Here is a 19389-nt window from a genome sequence, read left to right on the forward strand (position 1 = left end):
CTTGTCGATCCAGTCAGTCGATTCATTCCCACTAACCGGTGCCCAATCAGGCATTTGGTATGCGCAGCAGCTTGATCCAGCTAATCCTATTTTCAATACAGCTGAGTATATAGATATTAAAGGTCCTATTGATCCCATACATTTTGAAGCCGCCATTAGAAAGACTGTCTTAGAAGCAGATTCCTTGTATATGCACTTCATTGAAGATACTGACGGTCCAAAGCAATGGATGACATCTAAGAAAGAAATCCCATTTCAATATGTCAATTTACAAAATGAAAAACAGCCACTTGATGCGGCTAAAGCATGGATGAAGGCAGATCTTTCAACACCAGTCTCTTTAGAGAAAGATGTATTATTCCGTGAAGTACTTTTTCAGCTTGCTGACGACCGATTTATCTGGTATCAGCGCATTCATCACATTGCCATTGATGGATTCGCCTTTTCGCTCATTGCACGTCGTGTTGCTGAGGTCTATTCAGCCTTATCGCAAGGGACACCTGTGCCTCCTCAAACATTTGGAGCCTTACATGACGTAGTTCAAGAGGAGTCCACTTATCGACAGTCCAATCGATATGAAGCTGATCGAGCGTTTTGGAAAAATCGCTTTGCTGATCAACCTGAAATTGTCAGCCTTGCTGAGCTTGCACCAAGAACGTCGGATCATTTTATTCGAAAAACGGCTGGCTTCGATGCCGAAAAGGTAAGCAAAATGAAAAGAAATGCTCAAGCCTTCGGTGGTACGTGGCATGAAATGATCCTTGCAGCATCCGCATTATATATGCATCGTATGACTGGTGCACATGATATTGTTTTAGGGCTTCCTGTGATGATGCGCCTTGGATCGTGCGCCTTACAAACACCCGGAATGGTCATGAACCTGGTACCATTTCGTTTAACATGCAAACCAGAAATGACACTCTCAGCTCTTGTTCGGCAAGTATCTGATGAATTAAAAGCCATTCGCCCTCATCAAAGATATCGTCACGAGGACATGCGGAGAGACTTTAAACTCATCGGAAGAAATCAGCGATTATTTGGCCCACAGATCAATATCATGCCATTTGATTATGATCTCGTGTTTGATCAAAGTATTGGTCAAGCACATAACCTTTCAGCAGGACCCGTGGATGATATATCGATTAACATATACGACCGCGCGGATGGGAACGGATTTCAAATTGACTTTGATGCAAACCCTGCCGTTTACAAAGAGCAAGCAGTTGACGCTCATCAGCAGCGTTTTCTGCAATTGCTGGAGGAAATAACCGGACTAGAGGAAGATCAGACGATCAGTCAATTCAACCTTCTTTTGTCTAAAGAAAAAGAGAACATTCTCAAGCACTGGAATGATACAAAACAAGAATTACCACAGGAATCTTTGCGGGAACTATTTGAAAAACAGGTGAGCAAAACACCACAAGCAAAAGCATTACAGTTTGAAGGAATTACTTTGACCTATGAAGAGTTGAATCAGCGGGCTAATCAATTAGCTCATTATTTGAAAAAACATGGCATTGGACCAGAACAATTTGTCGCAATTGCTCTGCCTCGGTCCATCAATATGGTCGTAAGTCTATTAGCCGTCGTCAAAACGGGAGCCGCATATCTGCCACTAGACCCTGATTATCCTAACGATCGTGTCGCCTATATGCTAGAAGATGCCAAACCAGCGTGCTTGCTCACAGTCAAAGAGACAGCAGACGGTTTGGACCATCCGCACATCGTTCAGCTGGATGATTCAACTGTTCATCAGGAGATAGCAGACAGTCCGCACATCAATCCGGCTTGGAGCGAGGGCTCTCCACATCACCCAGCTTACATCCTCTACACGTCAGGATCGACAGGCAAACCAAAGGGTGTTGTAGTAACAAAACGAAATGTGATCAACTTTATATTGTCCATGCAAGATTCATTTTTATTAGATCAAAAAGACCAGCTTTTAGCGGTAACGACCATTGCCTTTGATATTTCTGGGCTGGAAATGTTCCTACCGCTTTTACATGGGGCTGCTATTTTATTGGCAAAAAAAGAAACCATACAAGAACCAGCAAAGCTTTCAGACATGATTCGTTCTCATCATGTCACAATCATGCAGGCAACACCAACGTTGTGGCATGCGTTGGCAGATGAATACCCTGATGTGATCACAGGTATGCGTGTTCTTGTTGGAGGTGAAGCACTCCCTGCCTCCCTTTTGCACACATTGCAATCTCTTCAATGTGACATTACTAATTTGTACGGACCTACAGAAACGACGATCTGGTCTACGATGGAAAATGTCACAGCACATCGAGAAAATAGTGGACCGGCAATTGGTAAACCCATTTGGAATACGAGCATTTACATTTTAGATGAAGGACTAAACCCAGTCCCAGCAGGATCAATCGGTGAGCTTTATATTGCAGGTGAAGGAGTATCCAGAGGATATCTTGGACGATATGATTTAACGGCTGAACGCTTTGTCGCTGATCCATTCGGCACAAAAGGCACGAGAATGTATCGCACTGGTGATTTAGCCAGATGGCGTGAAGATGGTTCAATTGATTATATCAGCCGTGCCGATCATCAAATTAAAATCCGCGGCTTCCGTATTGAACTAGGTGAAATTGAAACAGTGATGATGCAGCATCAAGCCATAAAGCATACATCTGTTATCGTTCGTGAGGATCAACCTGGGCAGCAGCTGCTTTGTGCGTATGTTGTGCTGACAGACGGGTCTTCTCTGCACCCTTCAGAGCTCAGGCAGTTTGCGGCTGCATTACTTCCTGACTACATGGTGCCCTCTGCTGTTGTCGTGTTACCAGAACTTCCACTTACACCAAACGGCAAAATCGACCGCAAAGCATTACCAGCACCAAATATGTCTTTAGTTAGTTCTGAGCGTACACCTAGAACACCACAAGAAGACATGTTATGTAGTTTATTTGCAGAAACCCTTGGCCTATCTCAAATTGGCATAGATGATAGTTTCTTTGACTTAGGAGGACATTCCTTACTCGCCGCTCGCCTGCTTAGACGTATACGCGATACACTTGGCGCAGACCTAAGCATGAGTACCATTTTTGAATCGCCTCGGGTTGCTGAGCTTGCGCAGCACATTGACAAAGCGAAGGACATTCGGCCGCCGCTTCAGGTTGAAGACAAACCAGATGAAATTCCATTATCCTTTGCCCAAAAACGGCTCTGGTTCCTTCATTGCCTTGAAGGGCCAAGTCCAACTTACAATATTCCACTTGTCATTCAGCTGACAGGTACACTAGATCAAACAGCTCTCATTGGTGCACTGGCAGATATCACTGAAAAACACGAAACCCTTAGAACCATTTTTCCAGATAAGAACGGCATGCCAAGACAGGTCATTTTACACCCGAAAAGTGTTCAGCCTGAACTCCATGTCACAGCTTCAAGCGATCAACAAATTGAGAATCAGTTAAACGAAGCCATTCGCTATAGCTTTCAGATTGAAGAAGAACCTGCACTTCGAGCTGAATTATTCACGCTTGATGCAAACCGATCCGTACTGCTTCTATTGCTGCATCACATCGCTGGTGACGGCTGGTCACTTGCACCATTGACGCGAGACTTAGCTGCTGCTTACGAAGCCCGTATACAAGGAAAATCCATCTCCTTGCCAGCAGAACCTGTTCAATATGCTGACTATGCTATTTGGCAGCAGAAGCTGTTGGGCAGTGAAGAAAAGGCGGATAGTCTATTTGCCAAGCAGCTCAGCTATTGGAAAGATGCCTTACATGACCTGCCTGAAGAACTTGAACTGCCTTATGACTTCCCGCGTCCACAGGAAGGAAGCTTCAACGGTGCGACGATAGACTTTACGATTGAACCCGCTTTACATCAGAACCTCCTTGAGCTTGCAAAGCAGCATCAAGTGAGTTTGTTCATGGTGCTTCAAGCATCACTTGCAGCATTACTGACACGCATTGGGGCCGGTACAGATATCCCAATCGGCAGTCCAATTGCTGGACGGAATGACGATGCACTTGACGATATTGTGGGCTTGTTTGTGAACACACTAGTATTACGTACAAATACAGCTGGTAATCCAACCTTTAGTGAGCTATTGAAGCGAGTGCGAGACGTTGACCTAGCAGCCTATGAGCATCAGGATCTGCCATTTGAACGGCTAGTTGAAATCCTAAACCCAACCCGGTCCAGATCAAGAAATCCATTGTTCCAGGTCATGCTAGCCTTCCAAAATACACCGAAGGCAGAAATGAAGCTGACACAACTTGACTCAGATCTTTACGTGAAACCAGTAGGGTCAGCTAAATTTGATCTGACCATCGAATTGGCAGAACAAAGAACGGAAACTGGGTCAGCAGCGGGATTAACAGGATTGTTTGAATTCAGCACAGATGTATTTAAACAAAGCACCATTCGAGCAATCGCTGACAGAATGAAGCGCTTTTTAACAGAGGTAGCTGAGCGCCCGCATCTGCCGATTGGTCAAGTGAACATTTTATCAGATAAAGAGCGGCAAACATTTCTCCCTGACAAAAAGACAATTGCTCAGTTAGACCAAGCACATAGTCTCCCGGCTTTATTTGAAAAAACGGCGCAGCAATCTCCTGATCGAGTCGCAGTAACGGATGGCAAGAGGCAGCTGACCTATGGTGAGTTAAACAACAAAGCCAATCGTCTTGCTCATTTATTAATAGAAAGAGGCGTTGGACCAGAACAGTTCGTTGCACTTGCCCTGCCTAGATCAATCGATATGCTCATAAGCTTATTAGCCGTTCATAAAGCAGGCGCAGCCTATGTTCCGCTTGATCCCGATTATCCAGCAGACAGGCTGGCATACATGATACAAGATGCCAAACCCGTTTGCAGCATCACAACAAAAGCAGATGCAATGCACCTCCCTGCTGATTGCGATTTGATTTTGTTAGACGAAAAGGAAACGAGCGATCAATTGCTGACTACGCCAAATCACAATCCAGCTGATATAGACAGAATTGAGCCGCTATCTTCTCTGCATCCGGCCTATATTATTTATACATCCGGTTCTACAGGGAAACCAAAAGGAGTGGTCATCCCACACCAAAATGTCATCCGTCTTCTGACATCTACTGAACATTGGTTCCAATTTGATGAAGAAGATGTTTGGACAATGTTCCATTCATATGCCTTTGATTTTTCAGTATGGGAAATATGGGGACCACTTTTATATGGCGGCCGGCTTGTCATTGTACCTCATACCATCTCTCGCTCCCCAGAAGAGATGCTGCAGCTTCTAGTTGAGGAAGGCGTGACTGTACTTAATCAAACACCTTCTGCCTTCTATCAGCTCATGCAGATAGACAAGGAACAACAAACACTAGGCCAAGCATTATCACTCCGCTATGTCATCTTTGGCGGTGAAGCATTAGAGCTTAGCAGATTAGAAGATTGGTACAGCCGTCACTCAGACTGTAAGCCAAAGCTCATTAACATGTACGGCATCACAGAAACCACCGTACACGTTACGTACAATGAACTCAATCGAGATATGATCACAAAGAACTCCAGCAGTTTAATAGGCGAACCGATTCCTGATTTACACGTGTACGTACTAGATGAATACCTGCAGCCTGTTCCCCCTGGGACGACAGGTGAAATGTATGTAGCTGGAGCTGGCCTTGCAAGAGGTTATCTAGGCAGACCTGACCTGACATCAGATCGATTCCCTGCCGATCCATATGGGGCACCTGGCACAAGGATGTATCGTACAGGCGACCTTGCGCGCTGGACAGAAGAAGGGGCTCTTGATTACATTGGCAGATCTGATCATCAAATTAAAATACGCGGATTTCGCATTGAACTTGGAGAAATTGAAGCCGTTCTGGCACGCCACGATGCAGTTGCACAAGTTGCCGTCATGATGCGAGAGGATCAGCCTGGCGACAAACGCTTAGTCGCATATATCGTCACAACTGAAGAAGACCGTTTCGATACTGAAACCCTTCGTCATTTTGCAGCAGCCAGTCTTCCTGATTACATGGTGCCCGCGGCATATGTACAGATTGACGCCATGCCGCTTACAGCAAACGGGAAGCTTGATCAAAAATCACTGCCAGCACCTCAATTGCATATGCAGCAAGCAGATGGCCGCGGCCCTAGAAACCCGAAAGAGGAAATCCTATGTCATCTCTTTGAAGAGGTGCTTGATTTGCCTAAAATCAGCATAGACGATCGCTTTTTTGACATTGGCGGGCATTCACTGCTTGCAGTTCGTTTAATCAGCCGCATTCGTGATGCACTTGGTGTCAAACTAAGCATTGGAACATTGTTTGAAGCACCAAATGTGGCAAGTTTGGCAGAGAAACTAGAAACAGGAAGCGATGAAAACGCACTAGACATCTTGCTGCCGCTGCGAACAAATGGAGAAAGATATCCACTCTTCTGTGTTCATCCAGCAGGTGGTCTTAGCTGGTGCTATGCAGGTCTCTTGAATACATTAGAAAAAGACATCCCTATTTATGGATTACAGGCTCGAGGAATCGCAAGAAAAGATGACTACCCGCACACACTAGATGATATGGCTGCGGATTACATCAAGCACATCCAAACGATTCAGCCAAAAGGCCCTTATCATCTTCTTGGCTGGTCATTAGGCGGAAACGTTGTTCAGGCTATGGCTACACAGCTCCAGAAGCAAGGTGAAGAAATCGCACTCGTTGCGATGCTGGATGCCTATCCGAACCATTTCTTACCGATTAAAGCAGCACCTGATGAAGAAGAAGCACTAATCGCTCTTCTTGCGCTTGGCGGTTATGATCCAGATACCTTAACAGGTGAACCGCTCACGATGAAAAGTGCCATCGACATCTTGAAAAAAGATGGCAGTGCACTAGCTAGCTTAAATGAAGATGCCATTAGAAATCTAAAAGAAACCTATGTGAATTCAGTTCGATTGCTCGGAGAATATCAGCCAAAAACTTATCAGGGGGACATATTATTCTTTAGATCTACCATTATCCCAGATTGGTTTACACCAATTGATCCCGAAGCATGGGCACCTTATATCAACGGAACAATCGAACAGCACGACATTCATTGCCGGCACAAAGACATGTGCCAGCCTAAACCCCTAGCAGAAATTGGTGTCATCTTAGACAACGCACTGCATCGGGTCAAACAAAAGCACTAAGAATAAAGGAGAGATGACAAATGACAAATCCCTTTGATCGTGAAGACGGTGTATTTCTTGTGCTGGTCAATGAACAAGGACAGCATTCACTTTGGCCATCATTTGCACCAGTGCCAGATGGATGGGAAAAAGTCTTTGGGGAAGACACTAGAAATGCCTGCATCGATTATATCCAGACACACTGGCAGGACTTGCGGCCATTAAGCTTAACAAAAGAACCTGCGCTAGCACATGGAAAAACGGAATAAATCACCGCACCCTGATCTCCATCAGGGTGCTTTTTTGACAGAATAAACATCACCATCTTTCAGCTCTTTCTGCTACAATTTAATTGAGAATGTTTATCAATCAATAAGAGATCAGGTGGTTTTATGGGAAACAACAATCAATTACGTACATTGGCAAATGCCGAACAATTCATCTACCGATTAACATATACTGAAAAAATAAATAATGCAGAGCTTCCACATACAGAGCAGCAGCTATCAGATACATTCTGCCTCCTCTTCAGCATAAGCGGCAGCGGTTTACTCACATTGAACGATCAAAAATGGCGATTGAAACATCTGACACTCTATACAATCATGCCTGGGGAAACATTTATGTTAAAAACAGAGCCTTATCAAAAACACGAGCTCTATCTGTTTCGCTTTCAGCTCTACACGCTGCAAAATCAAAACATAGGAGAAGTATCAACGGAACATGCCCGTTCTTTACTGAATAAATGGCAATTTATCGATATTAGCTCGATTGAACATATTCATTCTTTATTATCCGATATGACAGAGGAATGGCAAAGACCTGAATCCATTAGCTTTTTTAGAAGCCAAACTCTTTTTCAGCAGCTCATTATGCAGCTTTTCACACTGCATAAAGAAGATATTTGTGACACGGCACATGCCCTTTTCAAAACAAAACAATATATCGATCAACATTCCGAAGAACCCCTCAGCCTGACAAGTCTATCTCATATGGCTGGCATCAGCGCCAATCATTACAGCGAGCTATTTAAAAAGCATTTTGATGTGAGTGTCACTGATTATATCACCAAAAAAAGGATGGCTAGAGCCAAACAATTAATGGCAAAAGGCAACGCAAAGCTCAAAGACATTGCACTGGAAATCGGCTATCAAGATCCGTATTACTTCAGCCGCATCTTTAAGAAAAAAACGGGCATAACCCCTTCAACTTATATGAAAAGCCGTCAGCGGAAAATTGCAGCCTATGGCCATTCCATACTCGGCCAGCTCACACCCATTCACATCATCCCATATGCTGCCCCTCTTCACCCTAAGTGGACAGCACATGATTTTGAGCATCATGCAGAAGAAATTCCGATTCACCTGAGTGCACATCGGATCAACGAGCACGCTGAAGCCAATTTACAGCTATTAAAAGAAACAAAACCTGAGCTGATCATTGCCAATGATCATGTGACAGAGGAAGAAAAACAAGTGTTAAAAACCATCTGTCCTGTTCACTTTGTTCCATTCACACAATTAGATTGGCGCACTCAATTCAAACAAACAGCTACGTTCCTAAATGAAGCGAACGAAGCAGAAGAATGGCTGATTCATTACGAGGAACTCGTCATTCAAGCGAAAAAGGCATGCCTTTTTGATCATCCACCAAAAACCGTCCTGCCTCTTCGTATCTTTCAAGATCAGCTCTATTTGTCTGTGAATCGCACCATGTCAGAAGTAATTTTTCAAGATATTGGCCTTCTGCCAGCTTTTCAGAATGACGGCCAGCTAATAGAAAAGAAAATCAGCATTCGCTCTATACAACAGCTAGATCCAGACGCCATCTTCCTCTTCCTGCATAAGGAGCCAAAAACCATTGCTTTTTATCAAAAGTTAAAGCAGCAGGAGTCTTGGCAAAATCTCAAGGCTGTGACGCAGCAAGCCGTCTATCCACTTACGTCTGACCCTTGGCGTGAATACACAGCAGCCAGTCATCAACGAGTCATTCAGGACCTTTTATCTTTTTTTCCGTAAAAAGTCCATCATTTGACAGATCATTGTCTATGGATAAAAGGACAAAAGACTACTACAATCTTTAATTGAGAACAATTATCAGTTAAAGGAGAAAACAAATGAAAAAATGGTTCGCATTGCTTATCCTTTGTATCATGACGATCACCGCAGCAGCCTGTGGTGCTGCAGAAAATAAACCTGCTTCAAACACGACCAAAAGCAAGTCAGCTGAAACAGCAGAAACAAATATCAACTACTTAGATCAAACGTACAAACTCAAAACACCAGTGAAACGAATTGTCATTGCTGGAAGCCTTGAATCAATGGAAGATGCAAAATTACTTGGTATCGAGCCTATTGGTGCTTCTACTGTAGGCGGCACATTCCCTGAATTATTTAAAGACATTACAGCGAAAACAGAAGGTATCGGTGAAAAAACAGAACCGAACCTGGAAAAAATCCTAAAACTAAAACCAGATGTGATACTCGGATCAACCAAGTTCCCGCCTGCAACAATTAAAAAATTGGATAAAGTCCAAACGACGATCCCAGTATCCCATGTCTCTTCTGACTGGGAAAGCAATCTATTATTACTCGGTGAACTGACTGGAAAAAGTAAAGAAGCGAAAAACATCATTTCTGATTATCAGAAAGATCTCAAACAAGCGAAAGAAACCCTGAAAGACAAAAGCAGCAACAAAACAGCTGTCATTTTGCGCATTAGACAGGGCGACCTGTACGTTTACCCTGAAGACGTATACTTCAACTCGACCTTATATGGGGACTTAGGATTTACAGCACCAAGTGATATCAAAAAAGCCAAAGCACAAGCATTGATTTCATTGGAGCGCCTTGGCGAACTCAATCCTGACTATATTTTTGTTCAGTTCTCTAAAGAGGAAAACTCCTCGAATCCAAATGCATTGAAGGACTTAGAGAAAAATAAAATTTGGACAAGCCTAAAAGCTGTGAAAAATGGGCACATCAATGAAAATGCCGTTGATCCTATGCTTCAAGGAGGAACAGCACTAAGCAAAACAACCTTCCTTGATAAGGCTGTCAAATGGTTAGATCAAAACAACTAAACAGATGCGTAATCAGATTTTTGACAAAGGGCTAAATTGTTTAGCCCTTTGTCTTCTTTTCAACGCAGTTGAAAACCTTTAGGAGAGGATACACATGAACGGAACGTTTCTATATGATGAGTTTAATGGGCGTCAGCTTGATATTTACCTTCCACAGGACACCTCTATTGATGTTCCAGCTGTCTTTGTACAAGATGGCTCTTCTTTGTTTAGAACACACCTGCTAGAGATCGAAAGAATGATCGAAACTAAAACCATCTCGCCAATCATCATTGTCGGCATACACCCATTCAATCGACTTGACGAATATACACCATGGAAGGCGTCATCACTGCGATCTGGGTTTCCTGACTTTAAAGGTGAGGCACAGACGTATGTGTCATTTTTAGCGAATGACTTACTCCCATATATCAAAAGAGAATATCCAGTTCAAGAGACCTGTCATGAACATAGCCACGTAGGTGCTTCATTAGGCGGGCTGTTTGCTATTTATACTTTATTCATGCACCCTGATCTTTTTAAAAACATCGCATCGATCTCCGGGTCATTTTGGTATCAAGATTTTCTACCGTTTGCTAAACAACAAAGCATTCAGTGTGTGGATCACTTTATTTATTTGTCTGTAGGCAGTGAAGAAGGGAAAGGCAAAACATCTGCTCAACAGCACATGCCTTTATTCAACAAACAACTGCATGACCTTTTATTACAGAAAGGGATGCAAGAAAGGCAGCTGCAATATCACATCGAACAAGGGGAGGGCCATCATCTGAAACAATTTCAAAAAAATTTCTTATCGGCCCTAAAGTGGTTTTATCAAAGAGAACGCTAATTTTTTATCAGCATGGCACAAAGCCGATATGATATATTGGAACGTATAGATTGAAAGAGGAGGGATTTGCGCATGAGACCTTTACAAATCTCAGCCGATACCGCACAAAAGCTTGCTGCATCACTCAATGTACCGTTAGAACAAATCATGCATATGCCGCAGCATATCTTATTAGCTAAATTAGCGGAGCTTGAACAGAAGAAAGATCGTTCTTCTTAAAGAATTAAAGGAGTTTACATTCATGGAACAACAACTAGAAAAATCAACATTACATCCTCGCAGTACAGGACAAACCATCCTGCTGATTGCTGGGATTTTGCTTATTGCATTTAATCTTCGGCCTGCCATTACATCCGTTGGCCCTGTTATCGGCGCGATTCGTTCCGATTTACAGCTTTCAAATGGACTGGCGGGTTTTCTTACGACATTACCACTGCTCTCATTCGCATTGCTTTCTCCAATTGCACCTAAAATCGGAAAACGACTTGGCAATGAACGAACCCTCTGGCTTGGACTTGCCGTCCTTCTCTTTGGGATTGTGATTCGCTCGTTTGGCTCCATCACCTTCTTAATGATTGGAACAGCGCTGGTCGGCGTTGGAATTGCGATTTGTAATGTGCTCTTACCGGGGCTTGTGAAGCATAAATTTCCTGCACATGCAGGCTTGATGACAAGTGTATATACAACTTCAATGTCCGTCTTCGCTGCACTTGCATCAGGTGTCAGTGTTCCGCTCAGTCATACGATGCCTGGCGGCTGGAATACATCATTCCTTGTATGGGCTGGACTTGCCCTTCTCGCCATGATGGTTTGGGCGCCGCAGCTTCTTCATCAGAATACAGCGGACGTCAAAAGTATTTCTCTTACAGAGCAGCCAATATGGCGTTCACGTGTTGCATGGCAGGTGACCTTTTTTATGGGGTTGCAGTCATTCCTTTTCTATAGCAGCATCGCATGGTTTCCTGATATCTTAACATCCCATGGAATGAACCTGTCGACAGCTGGCTGGATGCTGTCCATTATGCAGTTTGTTGGGCTGCCATCCACCTTCTTAACGCCCGTTTTTGCAGAAAAATTAAAAACGCAAAGACCGCTTGTCGCCGGCCTTGTCCTTGTGTATTTACTCGGCATGATTGGACTTCTCCTCGGAGGATCGACGCCTATCCTTGTCATCTCTGTTCTATTGATCGGCATTGGACAAGGGGCCAGTATCAGTCTTGCCCTCACATTTATCGGTTTACGTACAACCAATATGGAACAAGCAGCTGCCCTCTCTGGAATGGCGCAGTCTCTCGGTTATTTATTAGCTGCTGTTGGGCCGTTCATGATTGGTATCCTTTTTGATTCCACACATACATGGACACCAGCGATTATCATCTTTATCATCATCCTATTTTTCATGTTTTTATCCGGTATGCGTGCTGGACGCAGTGTCTATATTTCAGATCCTTCATAAAAAAAGAACCCGCCTCCTCGTGAGACGGGTTCTTTTCTACTTATGCCTGCTCTGTCACATGTACCTTTAACGTTGCTTGTACCTCTGGATGAAGCTTCACCGGTACATTTGTGTAACCTAATGCACGGATGGCGTCATTCAGCTCGATTTTACGCTTATCGAGTTTAATTTGATGATCTTTTTGCAATTTATCAGCGATTTGTTTGCTTGTAATCGAGCCAAACAAACGGCCGCCTTCACCTGATTTTGCAGTGAGTTCCACTGTTAACGCCTCAAGTGTTTCTTTTAATTGTTTTGCTTGTTCAAGCTCTTGGATGGCATTCTTTTTCTCTTTGTTTTTCTGCCCTTCCAATGCGCTTAGGTTCGTTGGAGTTGCTTCAACAGCTAACCCTTGTTTGATGAGAAAGTTGTGCGCGTATCCGTCAGCTACATTCTTGACTTCGCCTTTTTTCCCTTTGCCTTTTACGTCTTTTAGAAAGATGACTTTCATCTTTGAACCCCTCCTTCGAAATATTCGTCTATGGCAGCCTTTAATTTCCCTACCGCTTCTTCAATGGTTATACCATAAATCTGGGTAGCAGCGTTAGTCAAATGACCGCCGCCGTCTAATGCTTCCATAATAATTTGAACGTTGATTTCCCCTAATGATCTGGCACTAATGCATACTGTGTCGTCATCTCGTCTAGCGACAGCAAATGACGCTTCTACCTCACTCATTGACAACAGGGAATCCGCTGTCTGGGCAATCGTAATTTGATCATAATACTCCGACCTGTCAGATGGCAATGAAGCAATGGCCACCTGATTTTGATACAGTTCTGTATGCTGAATGAGTTTTGCTCGTTTGATGTAATGATCGACGGTTTCTTTTAAGAACTTTTGCACAAGGACAGGATCTGCTCCCTTTGCACGAAGGTAGGATGCTGCATCGAACGTTCTTGACCCCGTTCTCAGGGAGAAACTCTTCGTATCAACGATGATCCCAGCCAGAAGCGCAGTCGCCTCAATCATGTTAATCCGTAATTTCTTCGGCTGATACTCTAAAAGCTCTGTCACAAGCTCTGCTGTAGATGAAGCATACGGCTCCATATAAACAAGTAAAGGATCACGGATAAATTCCTCGCCGCGTCTATGATGGTCAATGACCACGACATTTTCAATCTTATTCAGCAGCCGTTCTTCCATAACGAGAGACGGTTTATGTGTATCCACGACGACAAGCAATGTATCATCCTTTGCAAGCTCCATTGCTTCCTCTGGGGTGATAAAACGTGACCAAAGCTCTTCATAATTTTTAATTTCACTAATTAAGCGTTGAACACTGTCGCCAATCTGATTGGCATCAATGACAATATAGCCTTCTTTTCCATTGGCCTGGGCGACCTTTAAAATCCCAATGGATGCACCGATCGAGTCCATGTCTGGGAACTTATGCCCCATGATCATGACATTACCGCTTTCAGATACAATTTCTTTTAAAGCATGAGAAATGACCCGTGCGCGTACGCGTGTCCGTTTCTCCATTGGATTCGTTTTTCCACCGTAGAATTTCACTTTTCCATTCGGCTGTTTAATGGCGACCTGATCCCCGCCTCGTCCGAGGGCAAGGTCAAGACTCGACTGGGCAAGTGCTCCAAGCTCTTTCAAGGAAGGAACGGACGCACCGATCCCGATACTTAGAGTAAGCGTCGCACTATGTGCCCCTGTTTTCTCACGGACCTCGTCTAAAATGGAGAATTTTGACGCTTCAAGCTCAGCTAAAATGCTCTCATTTAGAACCGCCATAAATCGTTCAGACGAAATTCTCTTCAGGAAAATACCGTATTCTTGTGCCCAATTGTTGAGCAAAGACGTCACTTCACTATTAATCGCGCTGCGCACTTGATCATCAAGGCCCTGCGTGACATCGTCGTAGTTGTCTAAAAAGATATAAGATAACACCGTTCGTTCATTTTCGTACTGTCGTTCAATCTGCACCTGTTCCGTGACATCAAAGAAATATAAAAGGCGCTCTGACCGTTTAATAATGACTTTGAATTTCCGGTCATTCAGCGTCACATTCTCGGTCTCGACCTCTTGTTTAATAAGAGGCACAATAGACTCGAATGTATCGTACAAGGATCTGCCGACAAGTGTGCTCTCATGAAAGCACGAAGCGAGAAACGGATTGGTCCATTCGATATAATACTGGTCATTAAACAGCATAATACCAATTGGCATCTCCATTAATGCTTCTTCTCCAACCTTTTTGACTCGATAGGATAATGTTGAAATATATGAATCAATCTCTTTCTGCACTTGCGTATCTGCCCACTTTAAGAAGTAGAGCACACCTGCAAGGACGATAAGACCAACTGCTCCTATGATCCAATTGAAATAAAGGTTGAGGAGGACTGTGACCACCGCAAGAACAATTAACGCGAAGATCGGATACTTGATGACAGGTTTTCTATAGAAGCTTGGCACTGATATCAACTCCTCAACATTCAGAGTGAATTATTTGTTTTTTACTTTTTCTCTTAAATCAAAGCCTATGTCAGCAATCCCTATAATTCGCACAATCACACCGATTGGCGGAAAGAAAACCGTTAACACGACAGCGAAAATGGGTACCGCTTTTGAGATGTTTTTTTCGTGGCAATAATAGAAGAGAAAAGAAAATCCCTGAATAAGCACCAGTATAAATAAAATTTGAAACGCACTCGTTTGAACGAGCCATAAAAAGCTGCCTTTTTCCGTCTGAATCAGCATCAAAAGCAATGTGAGTAAATAATACCATACCATGCTTTTTGGCAGCCGCATATCCTTAAATTTCTTCAAGGACGGCATGTCTGAAACAAACCGTTTGAGCAAAGGCCGCACGAACCAGTGATTCACAAAAGCCATCAGCGTCACCAAAATCAATAACGCTACAGGTAAAGCACTTAATGCCGTATCCTGCATCTCTTTAAACTGTTTGAGCTGTTTAGCTATGTCCTTTTCAGAAGCCCCGGATTGCTTTAAAACACTCTCTACCATCGGCATCATTTGCTCAATCGACTCTTTCGCAATATTCATAATATCGATTTGAAAGAGCTGGACACTGACAACAAAGGAGATGAGAATACTGAATAAATAAAGCAGCGCACCTGTAATGATGGCATTCCCAGGCTGCCTTCTGCTGTAGAAAACACCCATGCCCAATCCGACGGCAATTAAGATAGGTGCACTCATGAGTCCAGCCATAGACCCAATTAAAAAGCTGATCACTATGCCAATAGCGCCAGCAGCAATTCCTTTTTTCAAGCCGTGTCTGATTGTATAGAGGATGATCGGAATCGGAGCAGCTAGAAAGAAAATAATAGATAAAAGCGGCACATACAAATAAAACAGCATCATGACCGCAAAAATACTCATCATGATTGCGCCCTCTACTAACGCTTTTGTTTGTTTCACACCTTCACCTCTATCCAATCCTTTTGTCTATATCTTGCTCAATGTGTACTTCTATGTATACGTATGATGTCAGCTCCATCATGTCTTGCCCCAACCTTTATTTTACCATAGCGGTAAATCTCAAGTAAAATGCAGGCTGTCCTGGGAGCGTTTCACGTGGAACACCGATATGGAACCGCACATGCAAGTTTTCAAACAGCATGTTACAATTTTTTAGATTATTCTTAGCTATAAACCCTGAATTCAAGGTCAAAAGCTGTTAGAATAGAAACATCATCAATAAATGTAAGAAGGAGAATTCACATGGGAAAAACACTCGTATTCGGACACAAAAATCCTGACACAGACACGATTTGTTCTGCTATTGCTTACGCTGATCTGAAAAACAAAATCGGCGTTCAGGCAGAAGCCGTCAGACTTGGAGAAATCAATGGAGAAACACAATACGCATTAGATTTCTTTAAACAAGAAGCACCTCGTTTCATTGAAACGGCTGCAAATGAAACAAAGCAAGTCATTCTTGTCGATCATAACGAATTCCAGCAAAGTGTAAGCGATATTGATCAAGTACAAGTAACTGAGGTCATTGACCACCACCGTATTGCCAACTTTGAAACAAGTGAACCTCTTTACTATCGTGCAGAGCCTGTAGGCTGTACAGCAACGATCTTAAACAAAATGTATAAAGAAAACCAAGTGACGATTGAAAAAGAAATCGCTGGTTTGCTTTTATCTGCGATCATTTCTGATTCCTTATTATTCAAATCCCCAACATGCACACAGCAAGATATTGATGCTGCACATGAGCTTGCAAAAATCGCAGGGGTAGATCCAGAAGTTTACGGCCTAGATATGCTCAAAGCAGGCGCTGATCTAAGCCAAAAAACGGTTCAAGAATTAATTACACTTGATGCAAAAGAATTCGCACTAGGCAAAAGCAAAGTCGAAATTGCACAAGTCAATACAGTAGATATTGCTGAAGTGACAGCAAGACAGGCTGACATTGAAGCGAAAATCAATGAAGTCATTGCAGCAAAAGGTCTTGATCTATTTGTTTTAGTCATCACAGACATTTTGGAAAATGACTCCCTTGCTCTTGCACTCGGTGCTGAAGCAGCAAAAGTAGAAAAAGCATTTAACGTCACGCTTGAAAACAACACAGCTTTACTAAAAGGTGTTGTATCAAGAAAGAAACAAGTCGTACCAGCGCTGACAGACGCACTTTCTTAATCAACACGACAAGACTGCTGAATCATTCAGCAGTCTTTTTTGTCTATATTCTTTTTAATGAATATACATATCACTAACGAGAACATCCTTTAGCACGCTTGTTGGAATCGTGAATTCAACAACACCCATGTAGCCAGGTGCCACATCATATTCATTAAAGGAAATCACAAGCTTTCCTTTTGAATTGATATAGAAGTTTTGATCCGGCTTAATTTTCTTAAATGGTTCCGCCATATCTTGCTTGCCAATCCAATACATTTTGTTTGAATCCTCTTTCATCTGTTTCTTCATTTGTTCTTTAATATTTTCACTAATTACATCAATATAACGGTCATCTTTAAACAGGCTTGGTAATGTAATGAGGACATGGTTTTTCTTATCAACCGTATCATATGTCATTTCCTCTGCCGCAGAAGCCTGAGTCGTCACCTTGTATCGGCCTAGTGAAAGGATTTGATCATTGTTCGTTCTCACTTCATAACCGCTCTCAACACTTAAATGACCATTTTTATACCCCTTTGTTTCCTTTTCAAAATCTTGATACAGCTTTTTGTTTTCAGCTAAATATTTTTGATTCAGGCTGTCTTGTAATGTTCCGTCCCCAAGTCCTGAAACGTGTGGTGTTTTAAGATCAATATTCGTTCCTTGATCGCTCTTTTTAAATTCTGTAAACGTTACGACTTTCACCAGCTCGCCAATGACAGGCACCTCTGAAATCGCTCTTGCTGCCTGTGGACTGACATTAACCGTTGTGACAAAAAGAGCTGCCGCCGCAACAAGTCCTATTGTCCATTGCTGAAAATGAGGTTTTTTATTTTTTCTTTTTAACGTTCGTTCAACCATCGCATCATATTCCGGTGGAATAGGGATTTCTAAATATTCATCTTTTAAATGTTCCAAATACTTATCCATTTATATTTCCTCCTGTGATAATTCTACTTTTAAAAGCCGCAGCGCCTTATATAATCTTGTTTTAATGGTGTTTTCATTTTCATCGAGAATCTGGGCGATGTCCTCTAGTTTTAAATCTTCAAAGAATCTCAAAATAATGATGACCCGATACATCTCAGGCAAATCCTCTATAGCCCGTTTGACATCTTGATCCTCGTATACATCTGATTCGCCCTGAGATAAGAATTCAAGCGTATCATCATCTGTCACCTGCACCCGTTTCTTCTTTCGTAAAAAGTCTAGGGCAGCGTTCACCACGATTTTATAAAACCAGCTATGCATTTTGCTCGCATCCTCTAATCGGTGAACAGATTTGAGTGCTTTATGAATGGCCTCCTGAACAACATCCATAGCATCTTCTGGGTTTTTGACATAACTATAGGACAACCGATAAAAACTGTGTTTATGTTCCATGACGTAATCCGCAAATTGATCGTCTATTTTTCGTTTCTTCATTTTACAAAGAGCTCCTTTATCTTAAATGCGCATCTGTTATTTCTTACATTGGATAGACGCGCACCTTTTGAAAATAGTTTGCGCTCGGTTATTTTTTTAACATGTCATCGCATTTACGTTCCTATACAAAAAGAGCGAACCTGATGGGTTCACTCTTTCCAAGCGGATAGTGTTTGATGAACAAACTGTTTTAGTGAAGAAAGCGGATGAATGATAGGAACGCCTGTCTCCTGCTCCATCTGCTGTGCCGCATGAACCATCGAAAGCTGCATCACACAAATGTCTTTCCCTTTTTGCTTCATACATCTTCTCAGCTGCTCCTTGATTTGTTCATCATAGGCTTGCATATCACCGTTTAGACAGAGATGAAAGGCATCCTCCATCACAACCAATTCCACTTCAACCTGTTTGCCCCGCTCTGTGGCATATGATTCAAGCCGCTGCATTGTCCCTTCCACTGTATCTGGGTTGGAAAACACCAGTTGAAGAGGCCCTTGTTTCTCACAAATCATCTCAAATAACGGTTCATCGATCGGAACAATCGGTTGTTTGAAAAGGTGCTGCTGATCACCTAGAGCAGCAATGTATTGTGTACACGTGAGCAGAATGAGATCGGCTTCATTTTCTTGCTTTAATCTGTTGATAGCATACGTTTGCTGCTTGTATTGATCAAATGCAGGATCTTGAGTGGCGCGTTCTATAAATGATGAATCGACTGTGTGATGCAAATCAACATCTGTATCACCAAAAACATCTTCTATATATGACTGATTGGATGGATGGGCGTGAAGGCAGTGTAATCGAATCATCTGGTTTGCTCC

Annotated in this window: 14 protein-coding genes; 8 read left to right on the forward strand and 6 right to left on the reverse strand. The window is 42.8% G+C overall.

Annotated elements, in window-relative coordinates; all coding sequences use genetic code 11:
- Position 1: 1 nt before the first annotated feature.
- From NSQ34_RS18530 to NSQ34_RS18560, 7 genes are all read left to right on the forward strand, one after another.
- Positions 2 to 7150 (forward strand): amino acid adenylation domain-containing protein, encoded by a 7149-nt coding sequence (locus NSQ34_RS18530; protein ID WP_342501005.1) that lies wholly within the window; start codon positions 2 to 4, stop codon positions 7148 to 7150.
- A gap of 20 nt (positions 7151 to 7170) precedes the next feature.
- Positions 7171 to 7398, forward strand: a complete 228-nt coding sequence (locus NSQ34_RS18535; protein ID WP_025093680.1) for an MbtH family protein — start codon at positions 7171 to 7173, stop codon at positions 7396 to 7398.
- A 123-nt stretch (positions 7399 to 7521) separates the two neighbouring features.
- On the forward strand, positions 7522 to 9147 hold the full coding sequence (locus NSQ34_RS18540; RefSeq protein ID WP_254001524.1) for a helix-turn-helix domain-containing protein: 1626 nt from the start codon (positions 7522 to 7524) through the stop codon (positions 9145 to 9147).
- Between the two features lie 98 nt (positions 9148 to 9245).
- Positions 9246 to 10211 carry an iron-hydroxamate ABC transporter substrate-binding protein gene (locus NSQ34_RS18545; protein ID WP_034283615.1) on the forward strand — a complete coding sequence of 322 codons (966 nt, stop codon included), beginning with the start codon at positions 9246 to 9248 and terminating at the stop codon, positions 10209 to 10211.
- 94 nt (positions 10212 to 10305) lie between these two features.
- Positions 10306 to 11040, forward strand: a complete 735-nt coding sequence (locus NSQ34_RS18550; protein ID WP_034283617.1) for an alpha/beta hydrolase-fold protein — start codon at positions 10306 to 10308, stop codon at positions 11038 to 11040.
- Positions 11041 to 11112: 72 nt separating this feature from the next.
- Positions 11113 to 11259 carry a YycC family protein gene (locus NSQ34_RS18555; protein ID WP_064498621.1) on the forward strand — a complete coding sequence of 49 codons (147 nt, stop codon included), beginning with the start codon at positions 11113 to 11115 and terminating at the stop codon, positions 11257 to 11259.
- A gap of 22 nt (positions 11260 to 11281) precedes the next feature.
- Complete coding sequence (locus NSQ34_RS18560; RefSeq protein WP_251232319.1) at positions 11282 to 12496, forward strand: MFS transporter; 1215 nt, start codon at positions 11282 to 11284, stop codon at positions 12494 to 12496.
- A gap of 40 nt (positions 12497 to 12536) precedes the next feature.
- Here NSQ34_RS18560 and rplI read toward each other — a convergent pair whose 3' ends face one another.
- The 3 genes from rplI to NSQ34_RS18575 are packed head-to-tail and all read right to left on the reverse strand — an operon-like array spanning position 12537 to position 15931.
- Positions 12537 to 12986, reverse strand: coding sequence for a 50S ribosomal protein L9 (gene rplI, locus NSQ34_RS18565; RefSeq protein WP_008359128.1), 450 nt, complete (start codon positions 12984 to 12986; stop codon positions 12537 to 12539).
- Entirely contained in the window at positions 12983 to 14962 is a 1980-nt protein-coding gene (locus tag NSQ34_RS18570; RefSeq protein ID WP_041118447.1) for a DHH family phosphoesterase, read from the reverse strand. Before NSQ34_RS18570 ends, rplI begins: the two co-directional genes overlap by 4 nt.
- A 30-nt stretch (positions 14963 to 14992) precedes the next feature.
- Positions 14993 to 15931 carry a YybS family protein gene (locus NSQ34_RS18575; protein WP_034283621.1) on the reverse strand — a complete coding sequence of 313 codons (939 nt, stop codon included), beginning with the start codon at positions 15929 to 15931 and terminating at the stop codon, positions 14993 to 14995.
- A 303-nt stretch (positions 15932 to 16234) separates the two neighbouring features.
- On the opposite strand from NSQ34_RS18575, the gene NSQ34_RS18580 reads away from it, so the two are divergent.
- Positions 16235 to 17161: a manganese-dependent inorganic pyrophosphatase gene (locus NSQ34_RS18580; RefSeq protein WP_024424048.1), complete on the forward strand. Its 927-nt coding sequence runs from the start codon at positions 16235 to 16237 to the stop codon at positions 17159 to 17161.
- 54 nt (positions 17162 to 17215) lie between these two features.
- Here the strand turns inward: NSQ34_RS18580 and NSQ34_RS18585 are convergent, their stop codons facing one another.
- The 3 genes from NSQ34_RS18585 to NSQ34_RS18595 all read right to left on the reverse strand — a co-directional run bounded on the left by NSQ34_RS18585 (position 17216) and on the right by NSQ34_RS18595 (position 19377).
- Positions 17216 to 18073, reverse strand: a complete 858-nt coding sequence (locus NSQ34_RS18585) for a DUF3298 and DUF4163 domain-containing protein (protein WP_034283623.1) — start codon at positions 18071 to 18073, stop codon at positions 17216 to 17218.
- Positions 18074 to 18568 carry an RNA polymerase sigma factor gene (locus tag NSQ34_RS18590; protein WP_034283625.1) on the reverse strand — a complete coding sequence of 165 codons (495 nt, stop codon included), beginning with the start codon at positions 18566 to 18568 and terminating at the stop codon, positions 18074 to 18076.
- 149 nt (positions 18569 to 18717) lie between these two features.
- Positions 18718 to 19377, reverse strand: a complete 660-nt coding sequence (locus NSQ34_RS18595; RefSeq protein ID WP_176967090.1) for an aspartate/glutamate racemase family protein — start codon at positions 19375 to 19377, stop codon at positions 18718 to 18720.
- Positions 19378 to 19389: the final 12 nt, after the last annotated feature.

This window comes from Bacillus sp. FSL P2-0069, from assembly GCF_038593315.1.
Taxonomy (GTDB): Bacteria; Bacillota; Bacilli; order Bacillales; family Bacillaceae; genus Bacillus; species Bacillus safensis.

What these genes read in the sequence shown, in the direction of transcription:
- NSQ34_RS18595 (WP_176967090.1), bottom strand. Translation starts at nt 19,377, where the DNA reads ATGATTCGATTACACTGCCTTCACGCCCATCCATCCAATCAGTCATAT.
- NSQ34_RS18560 (WP_251232319.1), top strand. Translation starts at nt 11,282, where the DNA reads ATGGAACAACAACTAGAAAAATCAACATTACATCCTCGCAGTACAGGA.
- NSQ34_RS18545 (WP_034283615.1), top strand. Translation starts at nt 9,246, where the DNA reads ATGAAAAAATGGTTCGCATTGCTTATCCTTTGTATCATGACGATCACC.
- NSQ34_RS18550 (WP_034283617.1), top strand. Translation starts at nt 10,306, where the DNA reads ATGAACGGAACGTTTCTATATGATGAGTTTAATGGGCGTCAGCTTGAT.
- NSQ34_RS18555 (WP_064498621.1), top strand. Translation starts at nt 11,113, where the DNA reads ATGAGACCTTTACAAATCTCAGCCGATACCGCACAAAAGCTTGCTGCA.
- NSQ34_RS18535 (WP_025093680.1), top strand. Translation starts at nt 7,171, where the DNA reads ATGACAAATCCCTTTGATCGTGAAGACGGTGTATTTCTTGTGCTGGTC.
- NSQ34_RS18580 (WP_024424048.1), top strand. Translation starts at nt 16,235, where the DNA reads ATGGGAAAAACACTCGTATTCGGACACAAAAATCCTGACACAGACACG.
- NSQ34_RS18590 (WP_034283625.1), bottom strand. Translation starts at nt 18,568, where the DNA reads ATGAAGAAACGAAAAATAGACGATCAATTTGCGGATTACGTCATGGAA.
- NSQ34_RS18585 (WP_034283623.1), bottom strand. Translation starts at nt 18,073, where the DNA reads ATGGATAAGTATTTGGAACATTTAAAAGATGAATATTTAGAAATCCCT.
- NSQ34_RS18540 (WP_254001524.1), top strand. Translation starts at nt 7,522, where the DNA reads ATGGGAAACAACAATCAATTACGTACATTGGCAAATGCCGAACAATTC.
- rplI (WP_008359128.1), bottom strand. Translation starts at nt 12,986, where the DNA reads ATGAAAGTCATCTTTCTAAAAGACGTAAAAGGCAAAGGGAAAAAAGGC.